The sequence below is a fragment of the Pseudomonas sp. GW821-FHT03C07 genome (genome assembly GCF_059420925.1).
The window spans coordinates 345,430-363,699 of the sequence record NZ_JBWKUQ010000003.1; the positions used below are offsets into that span (position 1 = coordinate 345,430).

Genomic DNA, 18,270 nt, shown 5'->3' on the forward strand with positions numbered 1-18,270 from the left:
AGCGCGATCAGTCGACTTCAGTCGATGGAAGCACCTTATCCCACCCACGACGGGCCTTTCCCGTCTGGGCAGGCCTCTCAGATTTTTTGGAGGTCTGATGAAAACCGAACTGGCTCTCTACCAAGCATTGATCTCGATCAATGTTCCGGAGCAGAAAGCTAACGCAGTCATTGATGCTTTGGAGAACGACATGCATTCGCTACTCGCGACCAAGGCTGATATTGCGAACCTTCGTACTGAAATCAAGACTGATATTTCGGCACTCGAAGTCAAACTGACTCTGCGTATGGGCGTCATGCTGTCAGCTGCCGTTGGCGTGCTGATCGCTGCAATGAAGCTCGTACACTAAGCAACACATTCAAGCTCTACCCACCCTCGCGGGGAATACTTTCCCCCAAGGGCGAAGTGTTTCTCCGCTTTCTGCTTTTTCGAAATTGGAGATTCACCATGAGCAACCAAACCAACGAAACCAAGTTCTTCGACCTGCACACTACTGGCATCGGTTACCTCAACCGGATTCGTGAAGTGTCGGTTCGAAAAGGTAAGCCATTTATGGCTGTCACTGTTGCAGCCTTGCGGGGTTCCTCTGATGAAGTGGAATATACCTATATTGACTGCAACGTGGTCGGTGAAGAAGCAGAAAGGCTAATTCGCCGTTGCCAAGATGCAGTTACTAATAAAGGCCAAAAGGTCCTCGTGAGCTTTCGTATCGGCGATATCTGGCCTGACACCTTCACTTACGACAAGGGCGATAAAAAAGGACAAACAGGAATATCCCTCAAGGGGCGCCTCCTTTTTATCGGCTGGATCAAAGTAGATGGAAAAACAGTCTACGAAGCCAAACCTCGTGAAGTAGCACCAGTTACTGATCAAGGTCAGGACCAAGTCCCTCTTGAAGCACCACTCGAAAGCAGCGATGCTCCCGAGCCGGTCGTAGAAGAACAGGTCAAGCCAGCGCCTGCCAAACGGCAGCGGAGAGCTTCCTAATTTACTTAAACAAACTGCAAGGCACCTTCGGGTGCCTTTCATCATTATTTACAAAAGGACTTTCACTCAGCGACGGAGTGGTTGGCTGACAACAGGCATCGAGTTATTGCCTGGGAACTCATCGATGAGGCCACTGACGACGTCGTAGCTAATGGTCGTAACCGACCTATTGGTTAGACCAAAGCCCAACTGAAAGATTCTCGTCTAAAAAAGACATACATGAAGGGAACACCACCCTTCGGGAGCTGGTGACTTCCGTTATTTGGAGACTCACCATGCTGCATAACCCACATCGCTTGCCGTTGATTATTAATATCGGCCTCTTAACTGCACAAGCAAACGTTCACAGAAGGTTGGACGCAAAATTTCCTATCATCGGAGATTCCTCTCATGAACACCCACACTACTGTCTGCAAGAGGATCTTTGGGCGTCAGTTCATGATTTGCTCACTGACCTGGCGTTGATGGATCACCAAAACGGTTTTTCTCCCGATGCCAGCGCCAGCCCGCTCTTAACCGAGTACGGCTTGTTGCAGGAGTACTGGGACATACGAAACCGCTACGAACCTGCACTCGAAGATTACGATTGGCCTTGATAGCGTAATTTTCTAACACCTGTCGTCTTGGATGAAAGGCAACAACAACCACATAACTGACAAACCGTATCGGGAAACCACCTCCCGGACGGGCCAGGTGTTTCCCATACCTGGAGAACACTCATGTCGAACACACCTAAGCAGTCCGCAAGCTACTACAAGTTCCCTGTCGTTTTGACCCCTGCTGCATGGCTCGAATCGGTACACGTCGAAGAGCCGCGACACGACTCTGAAAGCAGCAGTCGGCTCGCAGAGGTGGTCATGGCTGCTTACAAGGAACTGCACTTACAGCCCGATGCCGAACATATCAATTTCGGCCTGTATCGGTTTCCCCCCAAAGGCGACCGTTTTGAAAGGGTCTGGCTGGATCTCACTCTGCGCTTGGTCGTCGCAACGACGGGCATGATCTACATACACATCGCTCTCAAAGATGAAAAGTCAGAACTCTGGATCTGACGCCACACCCCACCATCCTCTCTGAGCCCGACATCGTCGGGCTCTTTTTCTCCCTGCGAATACCCGCCTCACGGCGGTTACTCGCTGCGATACGGAGTACCCCATGATCAATATCCCGGGCCAGCTGGCCATCCGGACCATTACCGGTCGCAACGGAGACTTCAACGTCGGGCGCCTCTCAACCTCTATCGGCGAGTTCGTGATCAAAGACGCACTCTTGGAACAATACAGCGAAGGCAAGTACCGGGGCGATTTCGCGATTAGGGGAATTCAGCCTGCACACTACTCAGCAGGCGGTCGCCTAGTTGTCGAGATACGAGCAGTGCTTGCAGGTATGTCACTTGACGATGTGGACAAGCTGACGATTGAAGACACTGCTCGACTGACCACCAATGAACCGGACCCACTGGACGAAGAAACACCGCGTTCCAGCACAACACAACAGCCTCGAAAACACCGCCCGGCCGCACCGGCCACAAGCATTCAACCATCTGCTGATGACGCGCCATTCGGCATTGAGTCGTCAAGCACGACCGCCATCGACGATGACACCGAACTCTTCGGCACCATCTGGCCGCTCGGAAAAACCGTCAGGCTGGACACCACCGTCGATCGTCAGCGCCTGCGCGCCCAATGCACCCGCCTGGGTGAGCTGGGCTACGTCCACGACTTCAAGCAGCAATCCTGGAACTGCCAATCTCCGACATAGAGGAAACCTCATGAATAACCGCTACCACACCCCTGATGTATCTGATGCACTCTTGCTGACCTGCTCTGCTCTGAGGGAAGTTGGATTTGACGAAGTTGCCGATCTTTTCCGAGAGGCACTCTTTGATCGTCAACTCGTAGATCTGGCGCTGGAGGCACTGCAAACGCTCGTTAAGAACGCCTCAAACGCTGATGACGGCCAGTTCGCAAATGAAACAGCCTACCGGCTGTATCAAAGACTTAACCGTCAGGGGCTCTCTGCACAGAAGCCCCAGCACCAAGGAAGTACTCCATGAATCTGATCTTCTCCGATATCGGCGAGCACATCCTGCTGACCGTCGAAGACCAACTGACCAACAACGAAGTGTCCGATGATGATGAGATGCGCGAGCACTTTATCGAAATCGGGCTGACCGAAGCACAGGCTGACGCGGCCTTGCAACTGCGCTCCCTGTATCAGGTCAACCTCTACATGATTGGTCAGTCACCTCTGTTCCAGGGTGACACAACCACTTGCTTTGACCCACACACCCGCTCATTCAAGCGCGATCGATAACCGACCATCTATTCACCCCGAGGGGCAGCCTCCTGCCCTTCCGGGGCGGGGCTGCCCTCCGATCCGGAGACTGCTCAATGCCCACCCCATCACCCACACGGCTGTATCAGGTCGACGAATGTCCTGACCTGTACGTCGATGCATGCGTCTGCGATGAACAGCGCAACCTGGTCTTCTTCTCCGCCTGGGGCCGCGACACGGCCCTGCAGGAGTTCCTGGCCAGGCTGACACTCGGCTCAGCCGAAAACGGTCTGGATCAGTTCCACATCGTTGTCGACGACCGAAGCCTTCCGGTCTTTCCCAACACCGATCTGCTGGAAAAACGCACCACTCGCCAATTCCGCGGAACGTTGTTCGGCAGCCTCCTGCATCTATGGCTATTCGACCGGCGCTGCGCCCAGCCCGATCGTGCCAATCACTTCGCCTACGCCCTCCTCGAGGATGGCCAGGCACCTCAACAACGGCTCTGGCCACTGGTCACCGAAACTTGCCCGTTACCTCTACTCCAACACTGGCGCGAGCCCGTGCTGGACGCCCTGACTCGACACGGCATGTTGCAACCACTACCCAAAGGACAGGGCTCGATCAGGGCCTGGCGTCTGTCACTGCAACTCGACGTGCTCGAACCCGCCTTGGGCGATCTGATTCGCCAAGGGCAACTCACCACCGAAGCCCGGAATTAATCCCGGGCCACACCTAACTCAAGGAGGTCTCAATGGCTTTGATGTTCCCACGCCTGGCGCGCAACTTCGCCCGCAATGGCTACTACCCCACCGACGAAGTCACCCTGGAGCGAACGCTGCAGGCCCTGGCCCCCTCTTCCACCGGCAGAATGCGGATCTTCGATCCCTGTGCCGGCGAAGGTGTGGCCCTGGCCGAAGCTGCGCATGCCCTCGGGCGTGACAACGTGGAGACCTACGCTATCGAATACGACCGAGAGCGTGCCGATCACTCCAGGACACTGCTCGATCGCGTGCTGCACAGCGATCTGATGGACACCATGATCTCGCGCCAGGCCTTCGGCCTGCTCTGGCTCAATCCACCCTATGGAGATCTGGTGGCCGACCACTCCGGTGCTTCGCAGTATCAGGGCAACGGTCGTCGTCGACTAGAGAAGGCCTTCTACCAACGGGCACTTCCTCTGCTGCAGTACGGAGGCGTCCTGGTATTCATCGTTCCGCACTATGTCCTGGACGAGGAACTCTGTGGCTGGCTGTGCAATCACTTCACTGAACTGCGGATCTACGCTGGATCAGACCCGACCTTCAAGCAGGTGGTGATCTTCGGTATCCGTGTCCGACGCCAGGATCTGGCCCGGCCGCGGGAGGTTACCCTGGTGCGTGAACGTCTTCTGACGATCGGCGCCGACCTGCGGAACGCCGAGACGCTCCCGGTCATTTGGCCATGGGAACCGTATCGGGTGCTGCCGGCATCGACCGACCTCGAGCACTTCTACCGAATGACGCTCGAACCGGACCAATTCCAGCAGGAGGTCACACGGTTGAAAGGCCTTTGGCCCGACTTCACCTTGCATTTCGGTCAAAACGGAGTCCCATCAAGGCCTCCCGTACGAGCCCTATCACGTTGGCACCTGGCCTTAGCGCTGGCTGCCGGCGCGATATCCGGTGTAGTGCGATCGAAGTCCGGACGTACCTTGGTACTGAAGGGCGACACCTACAAGGATAAGGTCCGCAAGACCGAGTTCACCGAGGACGAGGACGGTAACGTCTCTGAGGTACGGATCCTGACCGACCGCTTTGTGCCCATCATTCGGGCATGGGATATGACGCCAGGCTCCTGCAACCATGGCCATGTACTGACCATCAGCTCGTCCCCGAGCACCGTGGCCGATCCAGATACGCCTGCAGCGATTCCAGAACCTCCAGCCTACACAGGCTCGCTGTTCGCCCCAGGCCAACTGGCACTGGCTCGGTCCGTGCAACACCTGGTGGAGCACGGTGCACTCGACCCTACTTCCTACCTTCGGCGTCATTTGACGGGGGATTGGGGGGAATTAAGCGACGAAGACTGGAACAGCAACCAACAAGCACTGAACACAGGCGATCGACTGTTCTCCGCCTATGACATCGACACCGCCGATGAAAACAGGCTCTGGATCATCACCGAATCAGATCGCAGCGTGACCACCATCCTGCTGCCTTCCGACTACTAACTCACCCATACGCCACCCAGGCGTTTCCTCTACCAACCCGCAGGGTATGCACATACCCGCCGGGGTGTCGTGCATGCCCTGTTTCCGCCTCCCAGGAGAAACACCATGAACGATCTGTCCCAAGGCTCTCAAGCCCCTCTTTCACCCCTGACCATTGGCCTGACTGAATTCATTGATGAATTCGGCGACGAGCTGCTGGACTCCCTCAACCGCTCCAATCCACCGGTTTATGCCGGGAACCTAAACGCCAATCGCCAGCTGGTGATGGACGGACTCAAACGCCGTCCCTTCCCGGCCCAAGCTGATGTCGTGCAAGCGGTCTCCGCGTTACTGCTCGATCGCAACGAACAGGCCGCCATCATCAACGCCGAGATGGGCACCGGGAAAACCATGATGGCCATCGCCGTGGCGGCGGTCATGCACAACGCCGGCTACCGCAGAACCTTGGTCATATCACCGCCACATTTGGGCTACAAATGGCGACGGGAGATCCTCGAAACCCTACCGAACGCCCGTGTCTGGGTGCTCAACGGACCTGACACCCTGGTCAAACTGCTGAAGCTGCGTGACCAACTGGGCGATGCCTATGACGGACGACCGGAATTCTTCATCCTTGGGCGCGTGCGGATGCGGATGGGGTTTCACTGGCGCCTGGCATGCTGGCCACGTCGGTCTACCGGCGGACGCCTGCTGGCCGGCTGCCCCGATTGCGGCCAGGTCCTGGAGGACCTGGAGGGCAATCTGATCACACTGGATGAATTTCACCGAGAAGAACGCCGGCGAACCTGCCCACGCTGCGCCGGCCCACTCTGGACACTGATACGCCCCGGGAAAGCGGACACCGGTTCCCGGCGCTCCATCATCCTGAAGTCAATGTGTCGGATCCCGACCATCGGCCCAGTGCGTGCAGAACGGTTGCTGAGCGACTTCGGGGAGGACTTCCTCGCATCGATGCTGATGGATAACGTCAGCGAGTTCATCAACCTTATGGACGCCAAGGGCAACTTCATCTTCACCGACCGCCAAGCCAAGCGCATGGAGCGCGCGATGGCCAACATCGAGTTTGGCTTTGGCGAAGGGGGTTACCAACCGACGGAATTCATCAAACGCTACCTGCCTGATGGATTTTTCGACCTGCTGGTAGTGGACGAAGGGCATGAGTACAAGAACAGCGGATCGGCCCAGGGCCAGGCCATGGGGGTGTTGGCAGCGAAAGCGCGGAAAACCGTGCTGCTGACCGGCACCTTGATGGGCGGTTACGCCGATGATCTGTTTTATCTCCTGTTCCGGATCCTCACCCGAAGCATGATCGAGGATGGCTACCGACCGAACGCCCGGGGCAGCATGGCTCCAGCGGCCATGTCGTTCATGCGTGATCACGGCGTGCTGAAGGACATTTACACCGAGCGGGACAACGAGTCGCACAAGACCGCCAAGGGCAAGAAGCTCTCGGTTCGAACGGTGAAAGCTCCGGGCTTCGGCCCGAAAGGTATTCATCGTTTCGTGCTGCCTTACACCGTATTCCTGAAACTGAAGGATATCGGCGGCAACGTGTTGCCGGCATACCAGGAAGAGTTCGTCGACATCACCATGTCTGCAGAGCAGGCCTCGGCCTATCAGCAACTGGCCGGAAAGCTGACACAGGCGCTTCGCCAGGCTTTGGCCCGACGAGACACCACGCTGATGGGCGTGGTGCTCAACGTGCTGCTGGCATGGCCGGACTGCTGCTTCCGGCCGGAGATGGTCAAACATCCGCGCTCCAGGGAGACATTGGCGCTCGTCCCTCCGATTTTCGGGGATGACGATCTGATGCCCAAAGAACAGGCGCTGGTTGACCTGTGCCTTGCGGAGAAAGCCAAAGGCCGCAAGGTGTTGGCCTACACGGTTTACAGCGGAACACGCGACACCACCTCTCGGCTGAAACGGCTGCTGGACCAGACCGGTTTGAAGGTGGTGGTGTTGAGGGCTTCAGTGGACACCATGCGGCGCGAGGATTGGATTCTCGACCAGGTTGACCGTGGGATCGATGTGCTGATCACCAACCCGGAGCTGGTAAAGACCGGGCTGGATCTGCTCGACTTTCCGACCATTGTGTTCCTACAGACGGGGTACAACGTGTACACCCTTCAGCAAGCAGCGCGGCGGTCGTGGCGGATTGGACAGAAGCAGCCGGTTCGGGTGGTGTTCTTCGGCTATGCAGGCAGCTCGCAGATTACCTGCCTGCAGCTTATGGCCGCGAAGATCGCGGTGGCTCAAAGCACGTCAGGAGACGTACCGGAGTCTGGGCTTGATTCGTTGAACCAGGATGGGGATTCGGTTGAGATGGCGCTGGCAAGGCAACTCATAGCTGCATGACATAGAGGCCACCTGACGGTGGCCTCTTCTCAATTAATTGTTTCTGATGGTATACCTGGCGCTCATCAAGAAAGAGCAACTGCTAAAGGCTCACTAATTTCACTCAAACGACGCACAGTCATGATTGAAAAATATCGTCGAAATAGAACCAAAGTATCTTTAGATAAATCACCGGCGGCCTGGACCCCTGAAACAAACCCGTCAGCAATGGCACCAGCAATTTTGACTTCTAGATCGTTCGAAGCCATATAGATGGCGCTTTCACGCAAGTCTGCTTCTGCACGCACCGATGCGGGAAGAGAAAGATTATCCAAACTACCTGGATCATCCTCTGCATGAAGATTCTCTGCTGCGTTAAAAGAGGACCATACATTAGCCGACTCAGGTAGAAGACTCATTTACATTGACTTCCCACTACAAAAAAATGATTGACCTAAAACCATCCAACTAGAAGAAACATACATTTCAAAAGCCAACACTAGATACTCTGGGAGACATGGCTTTAAGTGCCTTTAGAAAAACCAAGCAGCTCGAGTACGAAGATGGTCGAATGAAACACTGAAACGGTAGCAACCCTCGGCGCTTTGGATGACCCAGTCTTGATACCCAGCAGGACTATCCTCCTATCAGACTACTCACCCCATGACGCCATCCTTGAAAATCGGTCGTGTCTGCAAAGTATTTTTCAGATGGTGGCAAAATGCAAGCATAGATTAGCCTGAACCAGGCTCTAACCACCTTAAAAAAAACACATCGATTGGAAAAAGTATTTCCTACTGCACCATTTAAAACGATTTGAGAGGGTGTCCATGTTTCCGCGCGAGGACGCCCATGAACCTACCACGCCCTACTCGTACCACCCTGATTCTCAGTCTCTGCCTCATCGTCCTGGCAGGCCTGCTGGGCTACGAGCACCATCAACTATCCAAACTCAACAACAGCCTGGCCGCCACCGCCGACAAGGATTCGCTCGATGCCATCCTGACACGACTGGGCAAGGTCGACGAACGACTGGACACCGTTGACGGCAAGCACCTGGTCTCCAACGATGACTTTCGTTCGGGTCAACAGGCGCTCTCCAACCGCATCGACGCCGCTCAGGCCTATGCAAAACAAGCGACTGAGACAGCCCAGGACCTCTCTCGTAACGCGGCATCTGCGGGCGAGCTCGTAATGCTCAAGGCCAGCATCGAAACCGTCGATAGCCGCCTCCAGGAACTGAGCAAATCCCAGATAAAGCCTCCCCCTGATGCTGCCCTCAAACCGAAGGCCGTTGCTCGGAAAGCACCTCCAGCGCCAAAGCCCAGCTCCAGCGCCGTCACGCCACAGGCTCCGCCTTTCACCGTGGTCGGCATCGAATACAGGGGCGGTGAAAGATTTCTGTCCGTAGCCCCACCAGGTAGCACGCAGTTGAGTCAGATCTACCTGATCCGGCCAGGCGATGCCGTGGCGGGTACTTCCTGGCGGCTCAACGCTCTGGATGGAAAATCCGCACGCTTCGACGTCGCCGGCACTCCGCAAACTGTAACCGTTGCGCAATAGGACCTCGACATGCACATCGCCATCACTCTCCGCAGAAATATGAATCCTCTGACCGCAACACGATTCCTTACCGGTTTGGCTGCTCTCGCATTTGCCTATGGCTGCCATGCTGCTCCAGCCCCTGCGACATCAACCGTACAGGCCTCCATCGAGTCCAAGAGCACACTCGAAAGCCCCCACCAGACAGAACTGGCCCGCGAATGGGGTCTGACACCTCAGGAGTGGAGCCGCTACCAGACCGTCATGGAGGGCCCGCGCGGCATCTATTCGCCAGGCCTCGACCCGCTGACAGCACTCGGTATAGAAGCCTCCAGCGCTGAAGAGCGCCGACGATATGCCGAACTGCAGGTACGGGCAGAGCGTCAGCGTATCGACAAGGAGTTGGCCTATCAGCGGGCCTATGACCAAGCATTCGCACGGCTGTACCCCAGCGAGAAGGTCATCCAGATCTCCTCGCTCCCAAAAGCGTCTCCTGCAGGTGGTCAGCCGGTACTGAAGAGCGATGGGCGCCTGGCGATATTTGTGCAGGAAAACTGCACAAGCTGTATCGCACGAGTGAAAGATCTCCAGGCACAGAAGCAGTCCTTCGACCTCTACTTCGTCGGCAGTCAGGGCGATGACGAGAGGATTCGCCGCTGGGCGATCCTCGCCGGCGTCGAACCCACCAACGTCCGCAATCGGCAGATCACCCTGAACCACGATGCCGGTCGTTGGCTCGGTCTCGGCCTCGGCGGCGATCTTCCGGCAGTCGTTCGCGAGGTGAATGGACAATGGCAACGACAGTAGCCCGGACAGCTATGGCCGGCAGCCTACTGCTGGCCAGCGCACTCGCCAGTGCGTTCGAAATACCACCACCGGCCTATCAGCTGATAGCCCGGCCTGCTGGCGTCCCATCTGAGGTTTTGTATTCGGTCGCGCTCCAGGAAAGCGGCACTCGTATCCGTGGCCAGATTGTCCCCTGGCCTTGGACACTGAACGTCGCCGGCGCCGGATACCGCTTCGCCACCCGGAGCGATGCCTGCCGGGCGTTGATCATTGCAATCCAGACCGCCGGCCCCAGCCGGGTCGACGTCGGTCTGGGGCAAACCAACGTCGGAGCCAACGGCCACCGCTACAGCAGCCCCTGCGAGGGGCTCGATCCATACAAAAACCTTTCAGTGACCGCGCAGATCCTCGCCGAGCAGAAATCCAAAGGCGGCGACTGGATCACTGCGGCCGGACGCTATCACCGCCCTGCCGGCGGCGAGCCAGCAGCACGGTATCGCCGTGAATTTGCCAAACACCTCAGCCGCGTTACCGGCATCAACCTAATGGCGAACAACCCATGAAGCGACTGCTGAACGTCACAATTTTGCTATGTCTGACCTCGCCCTTGGCAGCTAATGCGGGCTCTCTGACCGTTGTCGAAGATCGAGGCGGTGTTTCCGCGCTGCCCTATTACCAGGATCTGGTGCCAGAACCCGATACCCAATCCGCGCCACCACCGAACCCTGGCGTCCGCGGTGCAGGCGCCTTTCCCGTGCGCTCCCCTCAACTGACACCCGGCGAAGCGCAGGGACGCGTGATCAATGCACCAGGGCTTCAACCTATGTTTCTTGTAGGGGATGACGAGCGCTCCAAGGCTTGGCTGTCGCAACGTCACAATCAACTGCAGCAAATGCAGGCCGTGGGCCTGGTAGTCAACGTAGAGAGCGCTAAGCGCTTTAACGAAGTACGGCGCTGGGCAGGTGATCTCCAGGTAGTGCCAACGCCGGCGGATGACCTGGCTGGACGCCTCGGCATCCACCACTACCCATTGCTGATCACTGCCACAGCCATTCAGCAGTAGGAGCGCCTGATGCCACCTCGGAGTCTCACCATGGTGATCCGACAGCCTGAAGATCCGCGAGCTTGCCAGCTTCTCCTGGAGCAAGTGGCTCACGTGGTCTGGCTCTACGGTGGCCGCGTGACCTCGACTGAGCACGGAGACGCCATCGCGCTCCGTCTGAAGCTGGCAGAGAAGCTACCAGCTCATGAGGCCGAACAGGCCAGGCAGGAGCTGGCCAACCAGTTCCCTAAACGAATTCGACAACCGTAAGGATATGGAACCATGGCCAGCACCTTCACCATCGAAGCGCTGCTTAGACCCGCCGTTGAGCTCTACACGGTACTTGTCTGCGTTACTGCAGCCCTGCTGTGTGTCTTCGCTCCCTGGACAATTGCCCTGACGCCGTTGTTCGGAGCGGTCGCCGCCGCGGGCTTCCTGCTACTTGGCTATATCCGTCTGAGACAGGCCCTGCTTGTGCTGCGCTATCGAAGAAACATCCGTCGCCTGCCGCACTACAAGATGACAAGCAAGGACATACCGGTCAGCAACGAGCGCCTGTTCATCGGGAAGGGCTTCCGCTGGACGCAGAAACATACCCAGCGCTTGATGGACACCTATCTGCCCAAATACGCCGAGTACGTAGAACCGACACCGCTGTACCAGATGGCTCGTCGTATTGAAGAGCGGCTTGAGTTCGCGCCCTTCCCACTCAAGCTGCTGAGCAAGGCCACCGCCTGGGATGTTGCGCTGAACCCTGTCCGCCCGCTCCCGCAGGTTGGCGGATTGCCCCGCCTGCACGGTATTGAACCCTACGAAGCAGACGTCAGCCTGCCTCTGGGCGAACGTGTCGGGCATTCCCTCGTGCTGGGCACTACACGGGTGGGTAAAACCCGTCTGGCGGAACTCTTCATCACTCAGGACATTCGACGCACTCGGCAGCGATCAAGACCACGAGTCCGGATGGGACGCCGCGTACAGCCTGTTCATCGCAGAACGAAGCAGAACACGGAAATGAACCTCGATCGTGAGGTGGTTATTGTCTTCGATCCCAAGGGCGATGCCGATCTCCTGAAACGCATGTACATCGAGTGCAAGCGCGCTGGCCGACTGGACGAGTTCTACGTGTTCCACCTCGGATGGCCGGATCACTCCGCGCGCTACAACGCCGTCGGCCGCTTCGGCCGAATTTCCGAAGTTGCGACACGAATCGCTGGCCAGCTCTCCGGAGAAGGTAACTCAGCAGCTTTCCGCGAATTCGCATGGCGGTTCGTGAACATCATCGCCCGCGCCTTGGTGGCCCTCGGTCGCCGGCCGGACTACGAGCAGATCCGCCAGCACGTAATCAATATCGACGCGTTGTTCGAAGAGTACGCCCAGCAATACTTCGCTGAGCACGATCCCAAAGCCTGGGAAACCATTGTTGCGCTTGAGGGAAAGATCGATCGCAAGCAACTCAGCTTCGCAATGAAAGATCGGCCGCTGCGCGTGATTGCGATCGACATGTACGTCACACAAAAGCGCATCGCCGACCCGGTTATGGAAGGCCTGCGCTCGGCAGTTCGGTACGACAAGACATACTTCGACAAGATCGTCGCGAGTCTGCTCCCTCTCTTGGAGAAGCTGACCACGGGCCGTATCGCGGAACTGCTCTCTCCCGACTACATGGACCTGGAGGACCCGCGCCCGATCTTCGATTGGATGCAGGTCATCCGAAAACGCGCAGTGGTCTATATCGGCCTGGACGCTCTCTCCGACACCGAAGTGGCCGCTGCCGTGGGCAACTCCATGTTCAGTGACCTGGTGTCGGTCGCTGGCCACATCTACAAATTCGGTATCGACGACGGCCTGCCCGGGGCCACGAGCGGCAAGGTGGCGATCAACGTCCATGCAGATGAGTTCAACGAGCTCATGGGCGAGGAATTCATCCCGATGATTAACAAGGGCGGGGGTGCCGGCATGCAGGTCACCGCGTACACCCAGACCATGAGCGACATCGAGGCGAAGATCGGCAGCCGCGCGAAAGCTGGCCAGGTGATCGGTAACTTTAACAACCTGTTCATGCTCAGGGTCAGGGAGACCGCAACCGCCGAGCTGCTGACCAATCAGTTGCCGAAAGTTCAGGTGTTCACCAGCACGCTGGCGAGCAGCGCCAATGACGCGATCAACGGGAAGGCAGCATTCACTTCAAACACACACGACCAGGTCCAGAGCGTCAGCGTTCCGATGCTCGAGCCCGCGCACGTCGTCGGGCTGCCCAAGGGGCAATGCTTTGCGCTCATCGAAGGTGGCAACCTTTGGAAGATTCGCATGCCGTTGCCGGCGAACGACCCTGATGAGGTCATGCCCAAGGACCTCCAGGCCTTGGTCGAGGGCATGCGCAACAAAGGGGCAGGAACAAATAGCGAATGGTGGCAAGCACCAGGCTATCAGTCGCTGAGCGAGTCGCTACCCGATGATCTGGTGGACGACTTCCGGCAGATGGCCAACGGTGAACGAGCCGCATAAGCAAGCAAACGACTCTTGGAGAAACGCGATGAAATTGACGTTTTGGGATGTAGTGTTCGGATGCCTGTTCGCAACACTGAGCGTCGGAGGATGGAATCTGTACCACGATGTGGCCCTTGATGTGGTTGCCAAACAGGAAGGAGCATGGGTGCTGTTGTGCGCTGTTTGCCTCGGTCTGTGGGCCACCTTCAAAGCACGCATGACCCACCAACAAGTAGCACCGACCGATACTAAACCCGATCACCTGACCCGGCCGCTGCGCGCCTACTCGGTCGGCGAGGAGGATATATGGGCCGCCGAAGATGAGGCTCAGGCGCTGCGCTTGGCCAACGACCTGCAAACACGCTTGCAGGAGAGGGAGGGTCGGATCAATGAATTGCAGGCTCGTTTGCTTGATTCGGAATTAGCCCTGCACAACTTTGTGAATGCACACCGGAGCAAGCTTGAGGCGGCCTCTGTCTTCTGTTCGGCTGGGGAGGCTGCATATGCTCATACGGTTGATTTTGAAGAGTCCAGCCAGGATTGGGCTAATGCCAATCAGGATCTATGGGAAGAGGCGGCTTGCGGGGCGATCCTTTACGGCAATCAGTATGCCGCACATGCGCAAATCGCCTTCTTCAAACAAGGAGCGCGTGTTCCCTACTACATAGGTGAAGGTGAAGCAGAAGGGAAAGTCTTCACAGCACATCTCACTTCCCCTGATTCAGGAGGCGTGACTATCAGCGTCGATGGGGAAGAAGTGAGGCATCTCCAGACTGAAAATCTAGAGCATGCAATTCGCTGGTTCACGAACGTCGTTAAAGCCCCTCCCGGATGGATCATTTTTTGATCCGTCTGACCATCACGAAAAAAAAGTCGCGACCGGCCAGAGTGGCCATCCGTAGTGTTTAAAGGACAACGCCATGGCCGACATCGCCGAGAAAGCCCAACAGCAGCAGGAAGGTCAGAAAACAGTCCTGGGCATGTTGTTCTCGTTGCCCTTCCAGTTCATCGGGGTCATGTTCGGCTCATTGATGGGAGCGATCCTGGTCGAGTGGATATGCCTCTACTTATTCTGGCCAGATGCAGGCTGGCAGCATGCCCAGCAGATGTTCGAGCACGAACTGAGCTGGCTGTCCCAGGACTTGCTGCACAGCGTCGTCGTCCAAGAGCCTGGCCGAACCGCAACCTGGCTGGCTCAACGGGTGTATGACTGGTTGATGGTGAAAACGGGGCTGCAGGACAACATCAATGCGCTGACACAGTATGCCCGCACCACTTCTTCACAGAAGGTGGGCTACTTCGACCTCCGCTACGAAATCGGCTGGGCGATGATCAAGTTTCAGGACTACGGCCTCGCAGCGCTTTATACCGTGCTGACCTTCTGCATTCGCATGGTGATCCTGACGCTTACGATCCCGCTCTTTTTAATGGCCGCGTTCACCGGCCTGGTAGACGGGCTGGTCAGGCGGGATCTGCGTAAATTCGGCTCAGGGCGAGAGTCCAGTTACCTCTATCACAAAGCACGCGGAACGATCATCCCGATGGCCATCGTGCCGTGGACGATGTACCTAGCCATCCCCGTTAGCATCAGCCCACTGCTGATCCTGTTGCCGTGCGCCGTCCTACTTGGCGTGTCCATCTACATCACTGTTTCAAGCTTCAAGAAATACCTTTAGGAGTTGCAAATGCAGTGGACTCAAGAGCAGCAGCCCATTATCCATTCGAACAGCGACAAGCTGCTGGTCCAGGCATTTGCCGGTACCGGGAAAACCACCACGTTGGTGGGCTACGCCAATCACCATGCGTCAGTGAAAATGCTGTACCTCTGCTACAACAAGTCCGTCGAGTTGGCAGCCAAAGGGCGCTTTCCACGCAACGTCATCTGCAAGACAGCCCATGGCCTGGCCTATGCGGTCTACGGCAGCCAATACGCCGCCAAACAGGCGAATAACCTGCGCCTCACTGATATTGCCCGGGCAATCAACAGCCAGGACTGGGAATTGGTCCGCGACGTGCTCAGCACGCTGAACAACTTTATGGCCAGCGCCGACATGGAACTGAGCAGCGCACACTTCCCTCGATTCCAAGAACAACGAATGCTGACCAGCGCCCAGCAACGTTTCCTGACCAGCGCCCTGGGCGTTGCCCAGTCCATCTGGAGCCGGATGATTGACCTACAGGACACAAGCGTCGCGATTACACATGACGGTTACCTGAAGCTGTACCAGTTGAGCAAACCGGACCTAAGTGAACGCTTTCAGGCAGTGCTCCTGGATGAAGGCCAGGACGTGAACCCGGTGATTGCGGACCTCGTGAAAACGCAGCGCATCCGCAAAGTGACGGTTGGAGATCCTCATCAGCAGATCTACCGTTTCCGCGGCGCCGAGGACGCGCTCAACAGCGACTGGATGGCCGACGCGGAACGCCATTACCTGACCCAGAGCTTCCGCTTCGGCCCTGGGGTTGCCCACGTGGCCAACGTCATCCTCTCTTATAAGGGGGAAGCCCGGAAACTGGAGGGCCTTGGCCCCAACACGCGAGTCAAACGCGCACTGCCGGAGGATCTCCCCCACCGCACCTTCATCCATCGCACTGTCACTGGCGTAATCGAGAACGCGTTACGGCTGGTCACCAGCCAGCCGAAAATCTTCTGGGTCGGGGGAATCAACAGCTACTCGCTACGCGACCTCGAGGACCTGTACTTCTTCAGCCGAGGCCGCAATCAGGACGTCCAGAACAAGAAACTGTTGCGTGATTACCGGGACTTCACCCAGTACGAAGAGATCGCGGAGGTCAGCCAAGACAGCGAGATGCTCCGATCGATCAAGATCATCGCTGCTTACCCGGACCTGCCTCAGCGCATCCAGACCCTGCGTTCCCGCTCAGTGGATAACGAACTGGACGCGACCGTGACCCTCACCACCGGGCACAAGGCCAAGGGCCTCGAATGGGACTTCGTCAGCCTCTACGACGACTTCACGGCGGACCCGCTCGCCCCCGATATCGATCGGGGCCGTCGGGATGACGAACTTAATCTGCTGTATGTTGCCGTGACCCGAGGAATGAAGATCCTGGCATTGAACTCCATGGTCTTGTCGATCATGCAGCGCTACGTCGATGCTCGTGCCACTCCGCAGAAATCCAGGGCATAGCGACCACCTATTTTCGATTGCCCGCACGCCCACCGCGCTGAAAGTCTGTCGACTCCGAACATTGAGGTTGTTGACATGAGCCACCAGGCATTCGAATACCACTCTGAATTCGCTCCCCTTCTCTACCGCGTGCATACCAAAAGCTTCCTGATGTTCAAAACTGAAGAGCCGACAACCGAGCCAGACATCCAGGCCTTTCTGCAAGACTCGGAGCACAAGGAACGTCTTACCCGACTGGGTCGCGAGGGCTGGGAGCTGGTCAGCGTCCAGCCGGTGGTCAAGGGAGAAATCAAGATCGGCAACCACAATGCGCAAGGGTGGGCATATGGGATCGCCCTGCCCACCGGCTACCTGCTGTTCTTCAAACGCCCAATTCATGGAGATTGAGAGACTCGACACCGCATGAAGAAATACATGACGAGCCGGTTATGTATTTCTTGCGGCTAGCGCCTGGCTGAACCCGGCAAGCTGTTGGCAACAGGAATTACCAGAGCCCAGCCGTGAACCCGTATCAGTCCCTCACTGCACTCACTAACCGCCTTGCCCGGGCAGGCCTGATCGTACTGTTTAGCTACGGCTTGCATATGCCCCAGGCGTCTGCAGCCTCTGCGTCAGAACAGGCCAACCTGGAAGTGATGATCCGCCAGCTGAATGCGCTGGAGGACACTGCCCGCCGAAGCGCTCAAGTCGCCGATGAACCTGGCAAGCGCTACTTCTTCGATTACCAGCGCTTCGCCGGTGACATTGAGCACATCCGCCACGGCCTGGAAGGCTACTTGACCCCAAGTCGAGCCCAGCCACGTGACCCTGCCGAGCTTTCTGGCAATTACACGAAGCAAGGACGTAAGCCATGAGCATGAGCGGCGCCCAGTCCTCGGCCTTTCAGGCTGCCGGCGGCTTCTCGGCATCTACCAGCTACACCCTTTTCGTTGGCGTTGCTGTGGCCGCTACGTTTCTTTGGGGCGCCTGGGCGATCTACAGCTGCTACCGAGGCTGGGCCACCAACAACCTCGATAGATCAATCGCAGCCCCCTCAGTGATCCGCATCCTCGTGCTCTGCATGCTCATCACTGTTTTCGTACTCAGCTAACCCCCAACTGGAGTTCAACCATGTCTCGACTCAAACAACCCTTCTGCGCCGTTGCAGGGATGATCACGCTCCCGCAACTGGCCGTGGCGGCGCTTCCGCAAGCTCAGACGCCCACTCGTGGTGAGGGCAACAATATTCTTCAAACCATCCAGAACTGGGGCTTCGACGGTTTCATGCTGATGGGTTTGATCATTTTGGCAATGATGTTCCTGGGCGTAGCCTGGCACGCTTTCGGCGTGTATCACGAGATTCACGATGGCAAGAAGAAATGGCGAGATCTCGGGGGCACAGCCACTGCCGGGGTAGCCATCATCGGTGTCGGGATCTATCTGGTCACCAAAGCCACCGGCATCTTGTAACG

General features: G+C 57.3%; 23 protein-coding genes. 22 read left to right on the forward strand and 1 reads right to left on the reverse strand.

Annotation, left to right across the window (positions count from 1 at the left end; translation table 11 throughout):
• Window positions 1-97 precede the first annotated feature (97 nt).
• The 10 genes from AC07VG_RS07840 (at window position 98) to AC07VG_RS07885 (ending at window position 7,831) form a co-directional block, all read left to right on the forward strand.
• Window positions 98-349 (forward strand): hypothetical protein, encoded by a 252-nt coding sequence (locus AC07VG_RS07840; protein WP_495020793.1) that lies wholly within the window; start codon window positions 98-100, stop codon window positions 347-349.
• Between the two features lie 98 nt (window positions 350-447).
• A complete protein-coding gene (locus AC07VG_RS07845) occupies window positions 448-987 on the forward strand; it encodes an STY4534 family ICE replication protein (RefSeq protein ID WP_495020794.1) in 540 nt (179 codons plus the stop codon).
• Between the two features lie 275 nt (window positions 988-1,262).
• On the forward strand, window positions 1,263-1,583 hold the full coding sequence (locus tag AC07VG_RS07850) for a hypothetical protein (protein WP_495020795.1): 321 nt from the start codon (window positions 1,263-1,265) through the stop codon (window positions 1,581-1,583).
• Between the two features lie 123 nt (window positions 1,584-1,706).
• Window positions 1,707-2,039 carry a hypothetical protein gene (locus tag AC07VG_RS07855; protein ID WP_495020796.1) on the forward strand — a complete coding sequence of 111 codons (333 nt, stop codon included), beginning with the start codon at window positions 1,707-1,709 and terminating at the stop codon, window positions 2,037-2,039.
• Between the two features lie 103 nt (window positions 2,040-2,142).
• Window positions 2,143-2,748 carry a DUF3275 family protein gene (locus tag AC07VG_RS07860; protein WP_495020797.1) on the forward strand — a complete coding sequence of 202 codons (606 nt, stop codon included), beginning with the start codon at window positions 2,143-2,145 and terminating at the stop codon, window positions 2,746-2,748.
• A gap of 10 nt (window positions 2,749-2,758) precedes the next feature.
• Complete coding sequence (locus AC07VG_RS07865; protein WP_495020798.1) at window positions 2,759-3,043, forward strand: hypothetical protein; 285 nt, start codon at window positions 2,759-2,761, stop codon at window positions 3,041-3,043.
• On the forward strand, window positions 3,040-3,303 hold the full coding sequence (locus AC07VG_RS07870) for a hypothetical protein (protein WP_495020799.1): 264 nt from the start codon (window positions 3,040-3,042) through the stop codon (window positions 3,301-3,303). The genes AC07VG_RS07865 and AC07VG_RS07870 overlap by 4 nt, the downstream gene beginning before the upstream one ends.
• A 77-nt stretch (window positions 3,304-3,380) precedes the next feature.
• Window positions 3,381-3,986, forward strand: coding sequence for a hypothetical protein (locus AC07VG_RS07875; protein ID WP_495020800.1), 606 nt, complete (start codon window positions 3,381-3,383; stop codon window positions 3,984-3,986).
• A gap of 32 nt (window positions 3,987-4,018) precedes the next feature.
• The gene (locus AC07VG_RS07880) at window positions 4,019-5,476 is read left to right on the forward strand and encodes a DUF6094 domain-containing protein (protein WP_495020801.1); all 1,458 of its coding nucleotides are present in this window, start codon (window positions 4,019-4,021) and stop codon (window positions 5,474-5,476) included.
• Window positions 5,477-5,581: 105 nt separating this feature from the next.
• Complete coding sequence (locus AC07VG_RS07885; protein WP_495020802.1) at window positions 5,582-7,831, forward strand: DEAD/DEAH box helicase family protein; 2,250 nt, start codon at window positions 5,582-5,584, stop codon at window positions 7,829-7,831.
• A gap of 65 nt (window positions 7,832-7,896) precedes the next feature.
• Here the strand turns inward: AC07VG_RS07885 and AC07VG_RS07890 are convergent, their stop codons facing one another.
• Window positions 7,897-8,229, reverse strand: coding sequence for a hypothetical protein (locus tag AC07VG_RS07890; protein ID WP_495020803.1), 333 nt, complete (start codon window positions 8,227-8,229; stop codon window positions 7,897-7,899).
• Window positions 8,230-8,662: 433 nt separating this feature from the next.
• On the opposite strand from AC07VG_RS07890, the gene AC07VG_RS07895 reads away from it, so the two are divergent.
• The 12 genes from AC07VG_RS07895 (at window position 8,663) to AC07VG_RS07950 (ending at window position 18,268) form a co-directional block, all read left to right on the forward strand.
• The gene (locus AC07VG_RS07895; RefSeq protein ID WP_495020804.1) at window positions 8,663-9,373 is read left to right on the forward strand and encodes a methyl-accepting chemotaxis protein; all 711 of its coding nucleotides are present in this window, start codon (window positions 8,663-8,665) and stop codon (window positions 9,371-9,373) included.
• Window positions 9,374-9,412: 39 nt separating this feature from the next.
• A complete protein-coding gene (locus AC07VG_RS07900) occupies window positions 9,413-10,159 on the forward strand; it encodes a TIGR03759 family integrating conjugative element protein (RefSeq protein WP_495020905.1) in 747 nt (248 codons plus the stop codon).
• A complete protein-coding gene (locus AC07VG_RS07905; RefSeq protein WP_495020805.1) occupies window positions 10,144-10,701 on the forward strand; it encodes a lysozyme family protein in 558 nt (185 codons plus the stop codon). Before AC07VG_RS07900 ends, AC07VG_RS07905 begins: the two co-directional genes overlap by 16 nt.
• Window positions 10,698-11,201 (forward strand): integrating conjugative element protein, encoded by a 504-nt coding sequence (locus AC07VG_RS07910; protein WP_495020806.1) that lies wholly within the window; start codon window positions 10,698-10,700, stop codon window positions 11,199-11,201. The genes AC07VG_RS07905 and AC07VG_RS07910 overlap by 4 nt, the downstream gene beginning before the upstream one ends.
• 261 nt (window positions 11,202-11,462) lie before the next feature.
• On the forward strand, window positions 11,463-13,685 hold the full coding sequence (traD, locus tag AC07VG_RS07915; protein WP_495020807.1) for a type IV conjugative transfer system coupling protein TraD: 2,223 nt from the start codon (window positions 11,463-11,465) through the stop codon (window positions 13,683-13,685).
• A gap of 28 nt (window positions 13,686-13,713) precedes the next feature.
• Window positions 13,714-14,514 carry a hypothetical protein gene (locus AC07VG_RS07920; RefSeq protein WP_495020808.1) on the forward strand — a complete coding sequence of 267 codons (801 nt, stop codon included), beginning with the start codon at window positions 13,714-13,716 and terminating at the stop codon, window positions 14,512-14,514.
• Between the two features lie 73 nt (window positions 14,515-14,587).
• Window positions 14,588-15,343, forward strand: coding sequence for a TIGR03747 family integrating conjugative element membrane protein (locus AC07VG_RS07925; RefSeq protein ID WP_495020809.1), 756 nt, complete (start codon window positions 14,588-14,590; stop codon window positions 15,341-15,343).
• 9 nt (window positions 15,344-15,352) lie between these two features.
• On the forward strand, window positions 15,353-16,819 hold the full coding sequence (locus tag AC07VG_RS07930; RefSeq protein ID WP_495020810.1) for a UvrD-helicase domain-containing protein: 1,467 nt from the start codon (window positions 15,353-15,355) through the stop codon (window positions 16,817-16,819).
• A gap of 75 nt (window positions 16,820-16,894) precedes the next feature.
• The gene (locus AC07VG_RS07935) at window positions 16,895-17,206 is read left to right on the forward strand and encodes a DUF4177 domain-containing protein (protein ID WP_495020811.1); all 312 of its coding nucleotides are present in this window, start codon (window positions 16,895-16,897) and stop codon (window positions 17,204-17,206) included.
• A gap of 113 nt (window positions 17,207-17,319) precedes the next feature.
• Window positions 17,320-17,673 carry an integrative conjugative element protein, RAQPRD family gene (locus tag AC07VG_RS07940; RefSeq protein WP_495020812.1) on the forward strand — a complete coding sequence of 118 codons (354 nt, stop codon included), beginning with the start codon at window positions 17,320-17,322 and terminating at the stop codon, window positions 17,671-17,673.
• Window positions 17,670-17,909, forward strand: coding sequence for a TIGR03758 family integrating conjugative element protein (locus tag AC07VG_RS07945; protein WP_495020813.1), 240 nt, complete (start codon window positions 17,670-17,672; stop codon window positions 17,907-17,909). Before AC07VG_RS07940 ends, AC07VG_RS07945 begins: the two co-directional genes overlap by 4 nt.
• A 20-nt stretch (window positions 17,910-17,929) precedes the next feature.
• A complete protein-coding gene (locus AC07VG_RS07950) occupies window positions 17,930-18,268 on the forward strand; it encodes a TIGR03745 family integrating conjugative element membrane protein (RefSeq protein WP_495020814.1) in 339 nt (112 codons plus the stop codon).
• Window positions 18,269-18,270: the final 2 nt, after the last annotated feature.